The organism is Teredinibacter purpureus (genome assembly GCF_014217335.1).
In the GTDB taxonomy this organism is placed as follows: Bacteria; Pseudomonadota; Gammaproteobacteria; order Pseudomonadales; family Cellvibrionaceae; genus Teredinibacter; species Teredinibacter purpureus.
The window spans coordinates 158,069-174,258 of sequence record NZ_CP060092.1 but is presented as its reverse complement, the minus strand read 5'-3'; the positions used below and the strand labels follow the sequence as shown (position 1 = coordinate 174,258).

13 protein-coding genes and 1 tRNA gene are annotated in these 16,190 nt (G+C 47.1%); 3 read left to right on the top strand and 11 right to left on the bottom strand.

The window, feature by feature from the left end:
* Positions 1-283: 283 nt before the first annotated feature.
* On the bottom strand, positions 284-445 hold the full coding sequence (locus H5647_RS22380) for a DUF3732 domain-containing protein (RefSeq protein WP_408034017.1): 162 nt from the start codon (positions 443-445) through the stop codon (positions 284-286).
* Here H5647_RS22380 and H5647_RS22045 point away from each other — a divergent pair.
* Entirely contained in the window at positions 430-582 is a 153-nt protein-coding gene (locus H5647_RS22045; RefSeq protein ID WP_236074717.1) for a hypothetical protein, read from the top strand. The two genes, H5647_RS22380 and H5647_RS22045, sit on opposite strands and share 16 nt — an antisense overlap.
* A 267-nt stretch (positions 583-849) precedes the next feature.
* Here the strand turns inward: H5647_RS22045 and H5647_RS00680 are convergent, their stop codons facing one another.
* From H5647_RS00680 to H5647_RS00655, 6 genes are all read right to left on the bottom strand, one after another.
* Positions 850-2,955 (bottom strand): AAA family ATPase, encoded by a 2,106-nt coding sequence (locus H5647_RS00680; protein WP_045855606.1) that lies wholly within the window; start codon positions 2,953-2,955, stop codon positions 850-852.
* Between the two features lie 292 nt (positions 2,956-3,247).
* Positions 3,248-3,324, bottom strand: a tRNA-Ile gene (locus H5647_RS00675).
* 224 nt (positions 3,325-3,548) lie between these two features.
* Positions 3,549-5,390, bottom strand: a complete 1,842-nt coding sequence (gene rpoD / locus H5647_RS00670) for an RNA polymerase sigma factor RpoD (RefSeq protein WP_045855605.1) — start codon at positions 5,388-5,390, stop codon at positions 3,549-3,551.
* A 135-nt stretch (positions 5,391-5,525) separates the two neighbouring features.
* Entirely contained in the window at positions 5,526-7,529 is a 2,004-nt protein-coding gene (dnaG, locus tag H5647_RS00665; RefSeq protein ID WP_045855604.1) for a DNA primase, read from the bottom strand.
* 95 nt (positions 7,530-7,624) lie between these two features.
* Entirely contained in the window at positions 7,625-8,794 is a 1,170-nt protein-coding gene (locus H5647_RS22355) for a methyl-accepting chemotaxis protein (protein ID WP_045855603.1), read from the bottom strand.
* Positions 8,795-8,879: 85 nt separating this feature from the next.
* The gene (locus H5647_RS00655) at positions 8,880-9,479 is read right to left on the bottom strand and encodes a glutathione S-transferase (protein WP_045855602.1); all 600 of its coding nucleotides are present in this window, start codon (positions 9,477-9,479) and stop codon (positions 8,880-8,882) included.
* A gap of 295 nt (positions 9,480-9,774) precedes the next feature.
* Here H5647_RS00655 and H5647_RS00650 point away from each other — a divergent pair, with 295 nt between their 5' ends.
* Both H5647_RS00650 and H5647_RS22030 read left to right on the top strand, forming a co-directional pair.
* Positions 9,775-10,554: a carbohydrate binding domain-containing protein gene (locus H5647_RS00650; protein ID WP_045855601.1), complete on the top strand. Its 780-nt coding sequence runs from the start codon at positions 9,775-9,777 to the stop codon at positions 10,552-10,554.
* A 90-nt stretch (positions 10,555-10,644) separates the two neighbouring features.
* Positions 10,645-10,818, top strand: a complete 174-nt coding sequence (locus tag H5647_RS22030; protein ID WP_236074715.1) for a hypothetical protein — start codon at positions 10,645-10,647, stop codon at positions 10,816-10,818.
* Between the two features lie 327 nt (positions 10,819-11,145).
* Here H5647_RS22030 and gnd read toward each other — a convergent pair whose 3' ends face one another.
* From gnd to H5647_RS00625, 4 genes are all read right to left on the bottom strand, one after another.
* A complete protein-coding gene (gene gnd, locus H5647_RS00640; protein WP_045855599.1) occupies positions 11,146-12,600 on the bottom strand; it encodes a decarboxylating NADP(+)-dependent phosphogluconate dehydrogenase in 1,455 nt (484 codons plus the stop codon).
* A 222-nt stretch (positions 12,601-12,822) separates the two neighbouring features.
* Positions 12,823-13,218 carry an MmcQ/YjbR family DNA-binding protein gene (locus H5647_RS00635; RefSeq protein ID WP_045855598.1) on the bottom strand — a complete coding sequence of 132 codons (396 nt, stop codon included), beginning with the start codon at positions 13,216-13,218 and terminating at the stop codon, positions 12,823-12,825.
* 22 nt (positions 13,219-13,240) lie between these two features.
* Positions 13,241-14,227, bottom strand: a complete 987-nt coding sequence (locus H5647_RS00630) for a serine/threonine protein kinase (RefSeq protein WP_082087137.1) — start codon at positions 14,225-14,227, stop codon at positions 13,241-13,243.
* Positions 14,228-14,333: 106 nt separating this feature from the next.
* Positions 14,334-16,181: a diguanylate cyclase domain-containing protein gene (locus tag H5647_RS00625; protein WP_045855596.1), complete on the bottom strand. Its 1,848-nt coding sequence runs from the start codon at positions 16,179-16,181 to the stop codon at positions 14,334-14,336.
* Positions 16,182-16,190 lie beyond the last annotated feature (9 nt).

Sequence of the window (16,190 nt, the reverse complement as noted above, 5' to 3'; positions counted from 1 at the left end):
TTTAGATTAATGGAGGTTTTTTTTGCCTGCGCGATTTAATATCTAGTCGTTATATGGAGAATTTGCCTTGTATCCTGACGAGCAATATGTCGATATCGTCGGGTTAGACACCTGCACTACAAGCCCAGCCGACCAAAATATTATCGATGGTTAGGCGTAATTACTCACCTTGGCAAAGCCATTCGCATTTGCGGAAATAAGGCCGAACACCGAAGCGGAAGGAAAGTATGATTTTGGTGCTGTTATCGCTGCCATTCATGCCCACGCTCTTAATTGAGTGTGTTTACTCTTGTACTGGATGGATCAACCCGCGTGTCCGCCACCTATTGCCGTTTACGAGAGATTCAAACAGCACTCCGTTAGAGAGCGTGAGGCCATCTGCATGGTCAGTAACAATGATCTGTGGGCGTCCTTTCTTTCGGTGGCGTAATGGAGAGGCTAACAACTCGTAAATTGATTGATGGGTTATTGGATGAAAAGTTAGGTAGTAAGTGGGGCGGTCGAGGTATTGAAGACCCTGAGCAAACATTGCTAGTGGCATTGGATTTAATCAGTCGAAACGTCGCTTCTGGGTTCCAATGAGGTTAAGTCTGAGAAAACGATTAATCTAATAGGGGAAGTTTTCTACAGTCACTTCCCCGAATTTTCCATTGATCAACACGAATTTAAGGCGAGGTTTTCTAGGTTGAGTGTGTTGCTTGACAGCTTTTCCGGTAGGACAGGGTTAAACTCAATTACATTTATGGAGTTGATCGATCCGGTTGACCCGGATCGGTGTGTTGATATTCAGAAGTGGTGGATAGCATGAAGTCATTTAAGTTGACATTCTATATTTTTGGTGTCATTTCGTTAGAGGTCAGGAATTTCTGCAAAACTATTGCACTCATCAATAATATATTCAGGGATTAGATCAAATTGAGACGGATCTAGCTGGCAAATAAATTCATTCTCGATGTGATAAGTTTCGTTGATGAATTTTTGAACAACAGAGTTTTTAACGTCAATCCCAAAGAGCCTAAAGACCTGTAGTTTTTCATATCCATTTTGAAGCTCATGATACAAAGCTTTTAAATCTGTTTGGTTCTGCATTTTCTCGAGAGCAGTATTGTAGTCAAACGCTTCCACAATATTTTTTATTTCGGTTGTACCCCGGATGAGTTTGCTGGCTTCCATTTCTGGTGACTGCTCGTTTTCATCTTTAGGCTCCCTTGTGTCAATTAGCTTATCACGCTTGTGAAAAAGATTAGATAGAACCTGATATGCATCGCCTTTATCATCCAGAATTTCATAATGACGTCTTAAATAAATAAGTTTTACGATATCGTGACATTGTGAATTCATCGCATGTTGGCATATTTGAGCAAATGTTTTAATGTCGTTTTCGCCGATTATTTGTTCCGATATTTGACCACCACTGAGGCGTAGGAACGATGCTTTAACTTGATTGTTAAACTGTTTTTTTACGGACTTTAGTGTGTCGATTATCGGCTCTACATCGTGTGTCAGCATTAAAACGGTTTTCCCTTTGAGGCACGACGATGCATCCCGCCGGAAGAGCATTTCTAGAATGGCGAATTTCTTGTTTTTATCAAAAGACGATATGGGATCATCTAGTATGATTAAATTTGGCTTTTTGGCTAAGCACTCATACATGAATAGCACAATAGCGAAAGCATTCCTTTCTCCAAAGCTGAGGTGCTGATTACCTCCGCTTAGATGTTGGTTGTGGTCAAGGTGTAGTAGTTTTAGCTGAGAGTGACCTTCTTCTCCAGTAATTTCAACCTTGTACCGGTAGCCTGCGTATGCTAGAAAACTATTGATGTCTGTCTGGTGCTTTTCTATAAGCTTGTTGATTTCTTTGCGTTGAATGTTGATCTTACCTTGAAGGGCGCCAGCTTTGTCTATGATGCCGTCAATGGAGGTGTTTAGTGATGTTATCGCTTCTCGCGTTGCTTCTGAGTTCAGTTCAGAGAAAAACTGAAGATCTAATTTGTAAAAAGGTAATTTTTCTGCCACCTTATCGCCGTCTTTAAAGTGAAATCCTGAAAGCGATTTGAGCTTTTCTAGCTTTTCTATTAGATTGTCAATTTGGGCTTTAACACTGACGATAAATGCTTCGTGCTCTTTATCAAGTCCGTCTTTTAGTAAAGTGATGGCGGCTAATTTTTCTCTGGTATCGTCTGAAAAATAATCTCCTAATTTTTCAATTATATTGATGATTCCCACTAAATTCTTAATGACGTTTTTATCGTATTCTTTCCCTACTTGTTTAATTTGTTCTTTTTTTTCTGCTGAGTCTGCTGAGCAGAAGGGACAGCTATCGGAAATTTCTGAATATTCCTTACAGCCCTTTGTTTGCCAGTCGATCCAGCTTACTCCACTTGGGCTCTGGATAAATGGTTGAAATGGCTCTAGTCCCAAGGGGATGTGCTCTATTTTGTTGCCCCCTGACAACCCCTTCATTCCAGTGGAAGATTTTGATAAGCCTGATTTTGTTAGTTTAAACGCACCGCCAAGCTCTTTAAGGTTTGATATCAATTCCTCCAGCTTAGGGTTGTTGGTGAATAATTGCTTCATCGTTTGAACTATGTCTTCAATTTCTTGCTCGGTCGTTTTGTATGAGTCAGATCTAATCAAAATATCAAAGCTATTGCTGAGAAGCTCTTCAGGTTTAAACGTAAATTGGCTGACGTAGTCTTCGTTGAAGCACATTACTTTGTCAATGTGATCCGTGCAGGTTATCTCTGGGCTGTGGTCATCCGAATTTTCGCCTCGGAGCTTGAAGGGGATTAGCTCAGCCAATGATTCATTGTCGCCGGATGCGCTGAACAGTATTGCTTTGGCAATTGTGCTTTTCCCTGTTCCGTTTGGGGCAAACTTTATATTTAACTTGCCTTCACTTAGTGAAACCTTCGCTGAATCAATGTTGTTGCAATGCTTAATCTCAATTTCCATGACGCCCCCTATTTCATGTTTGGTGTCCAAGCCAGTTGCTTATTTAGTTTGTACTTGGAGATGTTAGCTGTTGCAAGTAAAAATGAAGCGAAAATATGACGCGGGCAAGCCCAAAATATTTGAAGATGGTTGTTGTGCTGTTGTAACCCCAGCGTAACCCCAAAAAAATATTCTATTGTTGCTAATATGAGAGTCGAAATTGTAGGAGGGTGTAGGGTTACGTAGTTTTGAACCCTGAGTGAATTAGAAAAAACGAATATTTTCTATAACACGTTGATTTATAAAGTAAAAATGGTGGGCCTTCCCAGACTTGAACTGGGGACCTGCCGATTATGAGTCGGATGCTCTAACCAACTGAGCTAAAGGCCCTTGAACTTGTTTTTTTGTCCGCTAGTTCTGTTGCGTCCTCGTTTCGGTCAATCGCATACCGGAGTATGTTCATTCCCTTATTGGCGGCGCGCCTTGCTATCAAACAAAAATCCGGTGTGTAACCGGTGTGGTACGTTGTTTTGGGTGATGAAATGCTTTCATCTTTAACCAAAACGCGGCGCATTATAGTGCGCCGCTTCAGTAAAAACTACTGCTTTTATTGATTACTCGTCTAGGAAGCCGCGCAAATGATCTGAGCGGCTTGGGTGACGAAGCTTGCGTAGTGCCTTGGCTTCGATTTGACGAATTCGTTCACGTGTTACGTCGAATTGCTTGCCGACCTCTTCTAGCGTGTGGTCGGTGTTCATTTCAATGCCGAAGCGCATGCGCAGTACTTTCGCTTCACGCGCTGTTAGGCCCGCTAGTACGGATTTGGTTGCTTCCATTAGGCCTTGGCCTGTGGCGGCTTCCACTGGCGACGTTATGCTAATGTCTTCGATAAAGTCCCCTAGGTGTGAATCTTCATCGTCACCAATAGGGGTTTCCATGGAGATGGGTTCTTTAGCAATTTTAAGTACTTTACGTACTTTTTCTTCTGGCATTTCCATGCGTTCGCCCAGTTCTTCGGGGGTAGGCTCGCGGCCCATTTCCTGAAGCATTTGGCGAGAGATGCGGTTGAGCTTGTTGATGGTTTCGATCATGTGTACCGGTATTCGAATGGTACGGGCCTGATCCGCGATAGAGCGAGTAATGGCCTGACGAATCCACCAGGTGGCGTAGGTCGAAAATTTGTAGCCACGACGGTATTCGAATTTATCAACGGCTTTCATTAAGCCGATATTACCTTCTTGAATTAAGTCGAGGAACTGTAAGCCGCGGTTGGTGTACTTTTTAGCAATGGAGATAACCAAACGTAGGTTGGCTTCTACCATTTCTTTTTTAGCACGACGAGCACGAGCTTCGCCGATGCTCATGCGGCGGTTAATTTCTTTAATGGTTGCGAGTTCTAGGTCGCTTTCGTTTTCAATCTGTTGAAGTTTGCGCTGGCTTCGCAGGATATCGGGTTGAACCGAGCGAAGGCCTTCTGAGTAGTCGCGTTTTTTCTTAACAATGTCTGGGATCCAGGCTTCGTTAATTTCGTTGCCTGGAAACTCTTTAATAAAGGTTTTTCGTGGCATGCCGCCTAGGCGGATACATAAGCGCATAGATTCGCGCTCTTCTGCGCGAATGCGCGCGAGCACTTGGCGTACGTAGTTATAGATGGGGTCAAATTGACGAGGGGGTAGTTTGAAGAATTTGAAGACTTCACCCAGTTGCTCGAGTTCTTTGCCGGCTTGCTTACTTTCGCGGCCGTACTTTTCTACGGTGGCTTCGGTTTTGGCCAGTTGATCTCGGAGTTCGTCGAAGCGTTCTTTGGCGTATTCGGGGTCGATACCGGTGTTCGCTTCTTCTTCGTCATCGTCACCGTTCTCGGCTTTTTCTTTTTCTTTTTCTTTCTTGTCCGCTGCCGATTGAGGGGTGACGGGAGTGGCGGCGGCTACTTCGTCGGCGGGGTCTAGCCAACCGCTAATGACGTCGCTAAGGCGGCGCTCCTCTTTTTCGACCATGTCGTATTCGGTCATTAGTTTTTGTACGGCACCGGGCCAGTAGGCGAGCGCGTGCATAAGCTCGCGTAGGCCCTCTTCGATGCGCTTCGCGATGGCTATTTCGCCTTCGCGAGTGAGTAGCTCTACGGTGCCCATCTCTCGCATGTACATGCGCACAGGGTCTGTGGTGCGGCCGGCTTCGGTTTCAACGGCTGCGAGTGCGGCGGCGGCTTCTGCAGCGGCGATTTCATCGGCGCTGCCTTCCGCTTGGTTCATTAACAATTCATCGGCATCGGGTGCGACTTCGTATACACGAATACCCATGTCGTTGATCATTTGAATGATGTCTTCGACCTGATCCGGATCGGAGATGTCGTCGGGAAGGTGGTCGTTAACCTCGTCGTATGTAAGGTAGCCTTGTTCTCGGCCTTTATTGATCAAATCTTTGATACGAGACTGCTTTTGGGCCTGTTCGCTCATTAAGGTTCCTGCGACATCTATTAAGTGTGAATATTGGAGGGTCGGCGATTATACCGGTATATGGGGTTGCTATCTAGAATATCAACGATTTCGGTTGTAATCAGTACGACAAATTGAGCATAGCTGAGATTAAGATCAAGAATCGGTACTTGTTTTGGGTCTATAGGACTGTATGAGAGCCCTGAATCGATCTTTTTCGTCGGCCGTTAAGTTTTTTAAGCCTTTCGTTTTCAGTTCGGCAAGTTCTCGATTGAGGTCTTGGGTGGAGTATTGGTGTCGGATTTTGTCGAAAGCGTGGCAAAGCACCTTAGTTGATTCGAACGTTGCCAAGGAGGTGTTGCGGGTTAATTCATGTGTTGCCAGCATTTGGGCGAGTTCTTGTTGTGCGTCTATGCCGTAGGCGCCACCCCAAAAACCCAGCAAGGTATTGAAGTTGCTGTTGGGGCGCGTGTGTAGGTATTCGATGAGGTTGAATAGGCGGCGCAACTCTACATCGTCTGTTGGCTGGGTTGTGAGTTGTTGTTCTTCGGTCAGTTGCTGGAGTAGCGGTGGGTTATCCAGCAGTAGTAGGGTTGCGGCCGTAACGGGGTTGAGCGTGATGTTCGTTTTTTTACGGAAGGGGCCGCTGGGTGGGTGGCCTACTGCGGGAGTTTCGCCTTGGAATAAGCTGCCGTATTCGGCTTCATAGTCTACTTCGGGTTCGGCCGGTGGCAGGCCAGGGTGCAATTCATTATTCGCGTAAGTGTCGTTTGCGGGTGGTTGTTCGCTGGTTGATGGCGGCGAGGGTTCGTTTGGTAGAGTGGTGGGCGTGTCTGTGGGAGCTACATTCGCCAGTTGCACTTTTTCGGCCGTTAGCTCCATGATTGTGGCGCTGCTCAGCCCTGTACGTTTCGCTAAATTGGTGAACATTAGTTCACGGTAGACACCTAGGGGAATTTTGTTCAGTAATGGTGCTGCCACTTTGCTGAAACGTGCGCGTCCGTCCATGGTGTGTATGTCTATACCTTCAGCGGTTGCGTCAAACAAAAAGTCTTCCAATGGGATGGCGGTTTTAATTTGCTCTAGGAATCGCTCAGTCCCGATTTGCCTGACTAAGGTGTCTGGGTCTTGGCCTTCAGCTAAAAACAGGAATTTTATTTGGCGACCATCTTCCATGCTCGTAAGAGAGTTGAGTAGCGCGCGTTTGGCCGCGCTGCGACCGGCATTGTCGCCATCAAAACAAAACACAACTTCGTGAACGTAGCGAAAGGCTAATTTGAGGTGATCTTCACCACAGGCGGTGCCCAGTGTGGCGACAGCATTGTTTATGCCGTATTGCGCGAGGGCAATGACGTCCATGTAGCCTTCTACTACTAACAGTTGTTCGAGGTTTCGGGTGTTCTGGCGAGCTTCGTACAAACCGTAAAGTTCGCGTCCTTTGTGGAACACATCTGTTTCGGGGGAATTAAGGTATTTGGGTTTGCTGTCGTCGAGTACGCGCCCACCAAAGCCTATGGCACGGCCACGGGTATCGCGGATGGGAAACATTATACGGTGGCGAAACCGGTCGTAGAGTTTGTTGTTATCGTCGCGGCGTATGACGAGGCCACTGTCTACAAGTAGGCCTATATCTTCTTCTGTGAGGCCGTATTTTATGAGTAGGTTATCCCAGCCTTGCGGCGCGTAGCCCATGCCAAACTGTTTTGCGATGGCCCCACTGAGGCCGCGGTCTTGTAGGTAGTGAACCGCAGGGTCACGCTTAGGGTTATCTTTGAGTTGGGCTTGGTAGAAATCACTCGCTTTTTCGAGAATGGTGTAGAGGTTTTTTTGTTTGAAGTGCTGTTCTCGGCTTTCGGTGGTCTCTTCTCGTGGCACTTGCATGCCGGCCGTTTTGGCGAGATTTTCAACCGCGTCGACAAAGCCTTGGCGCTCGTATTCCATTAAAAAGCCGATGGCATTACCGGAGGCGCCGCAACCGAAACAGTAGTAGAACTGTTTGTCGGGGCTTACGCTGAATGACGGGGTTTTTTCGTCATGAAAGGGGCAGCAGGCGGCGTAGTTTTTACCCGTTTTTTTGAGTTTTACACGGTGGTCTACAACCTCAACAATGTCGAGGCGGTTGAGAAGGTCGTCGATAAAACTTTGGGGGATTCGGCTCATGGGGCAGAGTGTATTACAAGTGTCGCTCAAATACGAAAGCGTTTGCGAGTGTTATGGCGGCTAATGAAATATGGGTAAGGTGTTGTAGGTAAATATTAAAATAAATCCACTTCCTGTGGTTGGTTCGATGAGGAAAAATCTCGTTGGTGTTGGGCGGTAATATCGGTCTCTAACGTGTTTAGGTAGCCCAGTACTTGTTCGCTAGCAGATTCCATTTTTTCCAGCGTTTTAAGCGCGGTAACGTTATCGTTATCGTGCGTGTATTGGAGGGCCGTAATGCCGTATTGGTGGACTAGCGTGTGGGGTTCTTCTATGGCCTTAAATGAGTGCAAACGGCTATAGCGATTTGCGCCTTCACCTTGGTAATACCATTTACCTAAGCGGCAGTGATTGTGGTCGGTTAAGTCGTTGATGGTGCTTGAATCATTTGACCAAAATCGGCAATAGACATCGGTTTTCCACACAACGTGGTCAAGTTTTACCGTTTGAATAAAGCTTTTATCCGCCGAGACAGAAATTGACAGCGCCATAGTATTAGCTAGGCCGATAAAATCATCAACGATACTGGCCACTTCATTGGTGGAGGACGATAGCGCGTTACTGGTGGTTGCAGATTCATCAATACAGGACGAAACATCGGCAGTTTTGTCGGTAATTGTAGACACTAGCCGGGTGATTTCTTGTGAGGCTTGTGCCGATTTACTGGCGAGCGCTCTTACTTCGTCGGCGACTACGGCAAAGCCCCTGCCTTGCTCTCCTGCGCGGGCGGCTTCGATGGCGGCGTTAAGAGCCAGTAAGTTAGTTTGATCGGAAATAGATTTAATTTGAGACACAAAGGTTTCTATCTCGGCACCAATGGTCGCTAGTTCGGTTACGCCGCTGGCAACACGCTTGGTTTTGATATCCATTTCGCCTAATGCTGTGGCGATAGCGCTAATAATATTTTTGACTTGATGGTAATTAATAGACGATTCGGTGAGTTTTTCTTTGTGCTCATGGGCCTCTGAAGCCGCTGCGGCCATGGTGCCGCGAATATCGGAAATGGTGGTTGCCGTTGACATCCACAGCTTTTGCAGCGCTTCTTGCTCCTCCATGGCTTTTTCGAGATTGTTGCGTTGAAGGTCGGCGACGGTTTTAATTTTTTGCGCAAGGTTTAATTCGGCCTCTAACCGGGCGACTTTTTTATGCAGCGCTTCGATTTCGGTGGTTTGATTTTCGGAAGCGCTGTCGTCGGAAAAAAGCTGTTTTAGATATTGGCTGAGCATTAGGCGGGCGACTCTTAAACGGTAATTGGCTATGTTTACTCAGTATAGCTGGGCCGTTCAGTTCTGGCGTTTTGTGTTAAAGCCTTTATTGGTGGGGGGTTGTGGCCGTTACCCAGGGTTCACTTTTTAAGGAGTCGAACCAGTTCGCTAATGGGGTATTCCACTGTCGCCATAAGTAATGATCGAGCCGGAAATCCAAATAGCCTAAGGCGGCAATGGTCGCAATGGTCGCAATATTGACATCGCTTGCGCTACCAATGGTTTTTAAATCGACATTCTTAACGGCGGTTTCTACGGCTAATTGCCAGCGATTAATCCAGTATTGGGAGGGTTCGGTTGTACGTTTATTTTCAAATACGATATTCACGGCGGCTTGCACTAAACCGTCGGCAAGGGCGTGTGCTGATTGCACGGCATAGTAGGAGCTGCGACCACAGTGAAAAACGCTACGATTACCGGCTTGTTCATAGTGCTCGTCAAGATATTCACAAATGATGGGGCTATCAGCCAAGGTGGTTTTGCCGTCGACTAGGGCGGGAATTTTACCTAACGGGTTGAGCCGTCGCAGTTCGTCGCTCTCAAAATTGGTGAGCACCAATTCGGTGTTTTCGATTTGGCCCGTGTAGTGGAGCATCATGTTGACCTTACGGGCGAAAGGGGATGTGGCGCTGTAGTACAGTTGCATGGATAACTCTGAGGTTAGTGGGTGCGGGAAAGATTGTGCCAGAATTGCGTGAGGGCTGTCATGCCTTGAGCGGGTTTTATCCAAGCGTGAACTTAGCGAATTCCGGGTTTGGCTCTTGGGCGCGCGCGGGCGTAGGTTTATTTGTGAGGGTGAGTTTGTCGATGGCGCATGAATCGTTGTATGATATTTCGTCAGGAAAGATTTGTTAAAGAGGTTTGAAAGGGCAGGTCTTGTGGTTGGGCTCGCGAATGAAGGCCGGTTTGATTTTGGAGTAATGTTTTGAAAAGGCGCATAAATGCTCGGTAAACATCGAAAAACCCGTGGGGTTTTGGTAGGCCTAATAGCGTTAGAGGTGCTCTTAGGCTACATGTATTGGGTGTTTGCTGAAGTGCGAGGGCCACTTTTGCCTGCACCGCATAGCTTTGCGTCATGGGACGCGGTTATCCATAACGATCAGCGTGACGGAGGGGCTTCTGTTATTGCTGTTGGCGAAGCCACTTATGGCTTGGATTTTACCTATACGCTTAGCTCTAGTGGGCAATACCCCTACGCAGATTTTATTATGGCCTTTGATAAGCTTGAGCGCGCGGAGCGGTTGCTAGACCTCAGTGAATACTCCCGTGTAGCGTTTAAAGTAAAGTGCGCACATGAGAATGTGTTGTCGTTTAACCTCCGTTTGTTCGAGCCTAACCATACCCTCCCCGAAGATTACCATTCCTACCGTGTGTCGACGTCTTGGTTTTCGTGCTCCAACCGCTGGACAAGTGTTGAGATTAATTTGAGTGACTTGCGCACACCCGTTTGGTGGCATGATGCCAATAATATACCGCTATCAAATCAGGCTTTTCAGCTGGACCAAATTCTTGCGATTTCGTTTGGGGGGGAGCGGCGTGGGCCAGTGGATATTGAGACAAACGTTAATATTATTGATCTGGTTTTGCTTGGCGGAAATTGGCGGTATGCATCTGTAGCGCTCTTGCTCATGGTGATTGTGTTGGCTGGAGGAGGGTATTGGTTGTGGGTGTTGTGCCGCAATACGGGTTCAGTTCTCGACACAGGTGGAGCCTCGATATGAGGAAGGGTTATTAATGCGCTTGGTTTGCAGTCGCACAGTTTGTACTATTCACAGGAATTGACAGCATAAGAAATTCAAGACAAGTTGGGCTTGATTCCAATATTGGGTTTGCCGCTGTATATCTCCGAACACGATATCGAAGCCACTAATGACCAAACACAGTTGCAGTACATGCAAACCATGCCCCTATTTTCTATGCGCACCCAAATGTTATTGGCCTTGTTGAAGGTAACGGCCAGAAACGTCCAGCAATGGAATGGTTGATGGGCTACTTAGGTCGATAAGGTTCTAGTAATCCTTTTTTATGTTTAAACAATGCATAAAAGCACGAAAACAATAATGTTAAATAGTTTTTTTGTGCGTCTATTCAATTACCACTAACAGTTCTGTAACGCTTGCGCGTGTTAAGTTGGCTTGAATGTTTTTTTAAAAAAGTGATGTGTCGGTCGACTGTTTACCTGCGGGTCAAGACATTGTAGAAATGTTGTGCGCGTAGCGAGGGGGTAAGCACGAAGAGGATGTGTTCTAAGTAACCTGCACCCGAGAGGGTGCAGGTTTTTAGTAAGGCGATACCCAGAATGGGTTAAAGGCTTAAGCGTTGTAAGTAGACGATGCGGTATTGCCGCCGCGACCGGTCCAGTTGGTGTGGAAGAACTCACCGCGTGGTTTATCGATGCGCTCGTACGTGTGAGCACCGAAAAAGTCACGTTGCGCTTGCAGCAAATTAGCGGGCAAGCGGGCCGTTCGATAACCGTCAAAATAGCTAAGCGCCGAGGTTAATGTAGGCGCTGGAATACCGTTGATAGTGGCCGCCGCGACCACGTTACGCCATCCTTGCTGGGCGGCTTCAACGCGCTGCTGAAAGTAAGGGTCGAGCAACAAGTTAGCCAGTTGTGGATTGTTGTCGAAGGCTTCTTTGATATTGCCTAAGAAGGCTGAACGAATAATACAGCCGCCGCGCCACATTAATGCAATACCGCCGTTGTTTAATTCCCAGTTATATTCTTTAGCCGCTTCACGCATCAGTACGTAGCCTTGTGCGTAAGAAACAATTTTTGCCGCGAACAAGGCGTTGCGTAAGTCTTCGATAAAGGCTTTTTTGTCGCCAGTAAAGTTAGGCGTTGGGCCAGAAATAACTTTAGAGGCTGCAACACGCTCTTCTTTTTGTGCCGAAAGGCAGCGTGCGAATACGGCTTCGCCGATAAGCGTTAAAGGTACGCCCATTTCTAGTGCGGCGACGCCTGTCCATTTGCCGGTACCTTTTTGGCCGGCGGTATCTAGGATTTTGTCGACGAGTGGAGCGCCGTCTTCGTCTTTGACTTTAAGAATATCGCGAGTAATTTCGGTGAGGTAGCTGTCGAGTTCGCCGTCGTTCCATTCAGCGAAGACTTCGTGCATGTCGTCGGCACTCATACCGAGTAAATCTTTCATCACTTGATAGGCTTCGCAAATAAGCTGCATGTCACCGTATTCGATACCGTTGTGTACCATTTTAACGAAGTGACCTGCGCCGTTGTCACCCACCCAATCACAGCAGGGTGTGCCATCTTCAACTTTTGCAGAAATACCTTGGAATATGGGCTTGACGTGTTCCCACGCTGCGTTCGAGCCGCCGGGCATAATAGAGGGGCCTGTAAGCGCGCCTTCTTCGCCACCGGAAACGCCCGCTCCTACAAATAATATACCTTTGCTTTCGCACAGCTCTACGCGGCGATTGGTGTCGGGGAAGTGGGTATTGCCGCCATCAATAATAATATCGCCAGCGTCTAAATACGGCAGTAATTGTTCTATAAAGGCGTCGACTGGGGCACCGGCTTTTACCATCAGCATAACTTTGCGTGGTTTGGCGAGAGATTGAACTAGCTCTTCAACAGAGTGAGCGCCACGAATGCTTTTGCCTTGGGCGCGGCCTGCCATAAAGGCATCGACTTTTGCGGTTGAGCGATTGTAGGCGGTAACAGTGAAACCTTTGTTCGCCATGTTAAGAATCAGGTTTTCGCCCATAACGGCGAGGCCGACTAGGCCGATGTCTGAGAGTTCTTTCATAGGATGAGTCTGTAAGTCTGAGGTTTGCGAAGATGGAAGCCGATACAGCAATTAACTTGCCGATTTGTAAACAGTTTTACCGTTTTACAATCAACACCAGCAAAATTGGGGTGCAACTTTACCATTTAAGGTGTGGTATTGCCATTACGGGGTTGTGCTCTGGGTGTAGTTTGTAATGTGTAGTGCAGAGATGCTAGTGCGTTCGTTATTTGTGTGTGGGTATTATCGAAACAGTACGTCTTTGCCCCAGCGAACTTCCATGGCGTGTCGTTCAGGTTTGCGTAGCCCTTTAATAATCAGCCCGTAGGAGCGATCGATCATTCGTTCAATCTCAGCAGATGGGATTGAACCATCGAGCATCACAGAGTTCCAGTGCGTTTTGTTCATGTGGTAGCCGGGCAATACTGCGTCAAAAACATCGCGTAACATCAGTGCTTCTTGAGGGTCGCATTTTAGGTTGAGCCGGGCAACGCCATTATGGTGTTGCCACGTGCAGTACGAAATTAAGCCAAACATCTTCGCGCGCACTTTAAAGACGCGAGCCTCTGGGCCGAAGGGGTAATCTTCGATGGCTTCAGGGCGTTTCAGTGCATGCTGTATAACGTCGGCTTCGGTCATGCTGTTGGGTATCTGTAGGCGTCTAAACGTCGGAAAGTCTTAACGATGGCTCGTCCAGCGCTGACATTTGTTCACGTAGCTCTAGTATATGCTCAGACCAATAACGTTCTGAGTTAAACCAAGGAAATGCTTGAGGAAAGGCGGGGTCGCTCCAGCGGCGGGCTAGCCACGCGGCATAGTGCATCAAGCGCAACGTGCGGAGAGTTTCAATTAAGGGGATTTCGCGTCGATCAAACTCGCAGAACTCTTCATAACCTTCAATGACTTCTGCGAGTTGTTGGCATTTTTGAGGGTAGTCGCCTGATAGCAGCATCCAGATATCTTGTATGGCAGGGCCGTTACGCGCATCATCCAAATCTACTATCCAGAGAGATTCTGGCCGCAATAAGATGTTGCCAGGGTGACAGTCGCCATGAATCCGGAATGTTTCGTAGGGGGTTTCTGAAAAAACTTGCTGCATGCGGTCAATCAAGTGTTGGCTTAGCGTGCTATAGGCCTCGGTGAGGGTCTGCGGAATAAAGTCATTGCTCATCAAAAAGTCGCGGCTGTTAATCGCGTAGCTTTGTAGGTCGAGCGTAGGCCTATATTTAAACGGTTTAATCTTGCCAATAGCGTGTAAACGGCCGAGCTGCTGGCCTAAACGGTACAGCGTTTCGAGGTCGCCAAGATCGGGCGCATGCCCCCCGCGCCGAGGGTACAGAGAAAACCGATGTTCATCGAAATGAAAAAGGCTAATCCCTTTATCGTTTTTTATGGGCGCCACAATCGGGATTTCCATCTCGGCGAGCTCGAGAGAAAATGCGTGTTCTTCTTGAATTTGTTCATCGCTCCATCTTTGGGGGCGGTAGAACTTCGCGATTATGGGCTCGCCTTCTTCAACCCCAAATTGATAAACGCGGTTTTCATAGCTGTTTAGCGGGAATACCCGTAAATCAGACAAATACCCATGGCTTTCTATAGCATCTATCACTTTATCAGGGTTGAGATTTTCAAACGGTGTTTGTGTCAAAAGTCGCTCGCAAAGGCTGGCAGTATTGGGAATAGAGGTGTGGATCATACAAGCAAAGCGAAGCCAGCGGGCAACTATATTGGCTGAAACCCGCAGAAGGAATAAGTTATGCGGAGAGGGTTTTTACGTGGTCTCTTTCGCCTTCACGGGTTTCATGTAGATATGTGATGAGCTGGTTTACGCAGGTCTTTAAATTTAGATCTCTTTTGTTGGTGGCGCTTACACCAATAGAGCAGGTGACATATATATTCTTTCCATCCAGCTTGGTGGGCGACACTTTTACCGAGGTGCGCATACGTTCGGCCATTAACTCGGCTTCGTTTAGGGGCGTATTGACGGAAATGAGGATGAACTCGTCTTTCAGGTTGCGAAATAATTTGTCCGTGGTGCGAAGGCGATGCTTCAGTGTGGTGGTGATGGTTTGAAGTACCCTATCGCCAAATTCTCGATCATAACGTTCGTTTACGCGTTTTAGATTGTCGAGATCGATGACTAGAATGCTGAGAAAATGATCACTTTTACGGGGGTCATATTCGGAAAATTGCCGGCAATAACGTAAAAACTCTTGGTGGTTTGGCAGCCCTGTGAGCCTATCAATGAAATGCCGGCTATTGAAATCTGCTATTTCGGTTTCCAATCCACTGAGTTCTCGAAATATCGCGGCCACATAAACAATGTTTTCACTGCTAATAACTGGCGCAACGCCGTCATCATTGAGTACGTGCAAGTCTTCCGTGTTGCCTTTGCTGGATATTTTTTTACATTTATAAAGCGAGATAGCAAGCGCCTTTTCGTGACCCCGCTGGGTGAGCCCTAAAGCTTTTCCGCGGGTATCAAAATTTCGGCAGCGCTCATTTGAGAGGAGAAAATCGTGAAACTGTGCGGCATCACTTTTACGGAATCGCTCGGGAACAAGATGTTCAATTGGCTTGCCTACCAGATCCTCCGGCGCCCAACCGAATATACGCGTAGTACCCTCGTTTACAGTGAGTATGCGCCTGCGTTGATCAACGAGAAGAATGCCGTCATCCGAAGCGCTTAATACTTCGATTAAGGCTTTTTCGTGCACGCCAAAACTGAGCTTTTCTGCAGTGCTAGCGGATATAACCGGTGCTAATTGCAACCTCTGGTGGCTGCGGCTCATTAAAAAGAGCATTAACAGAAGTAGCGCTGTGTTGAAGAGCGCTGTGGCGAGGCTGGAATTAAGGTAATGCATTTTGATAAGGGCGCTGAGCGCTGCGCTAAAAATAAGAACCCCTAGCGCTAGAGTAAGAAGGCACACTCTAAACATTTGAGCCGCACTATCTTTACTGTGTAGTAGGCCGCACATTCCGGTTTTGGTTATTCCGATTAACCCGATAATAAATAGCATGAAGGCGATGGTGGTAGGTAAGCTATAAGATGAAAAAAACGAAAGACGAATAATAGATTCCATATTTGCGGTATAGATATTTATGGCGATTAAGGGTTCAGCCAAAAAGATGAGCACGAGCACGCTATACAGCTGGGGGTGTTCTTCTGAAAGCGCGTCATGGCTAACCAGTAGTACGGAGGCAATGCAAAAACCTGTGGCTGAAGCGAGGGACATTCTGCCGTGATTACGCAATGACCATTTGTCGTCGAAGAAAATGTCGTTAATGCCGAGGTTAACATCGAAAAAATATTCTATTTGAGCGCTACCAGCAACCAGTAAAATACACGCCGCGCAAAATGTTACTAAAGGTTGATAGCCACGCCGTAAGCCCAATAGCCCCATCCCAAGCATTAAAAAACTAATGGCCGTATTGCCTTTCATTGTGGGCAAATCGGATTGCCAAGAAAAAGAGGTGAGAGGTTTGTATTCTAGTGCCCACCCGAGTAGAACGGAGCTAGCGATGACAAGTAGAGCGGTGGCACAAATATCGGTGAGGTTCGCTTTCTTGAGTGATGTCGAGATCGATGAGCGTGGAATCATGCGCGCAGC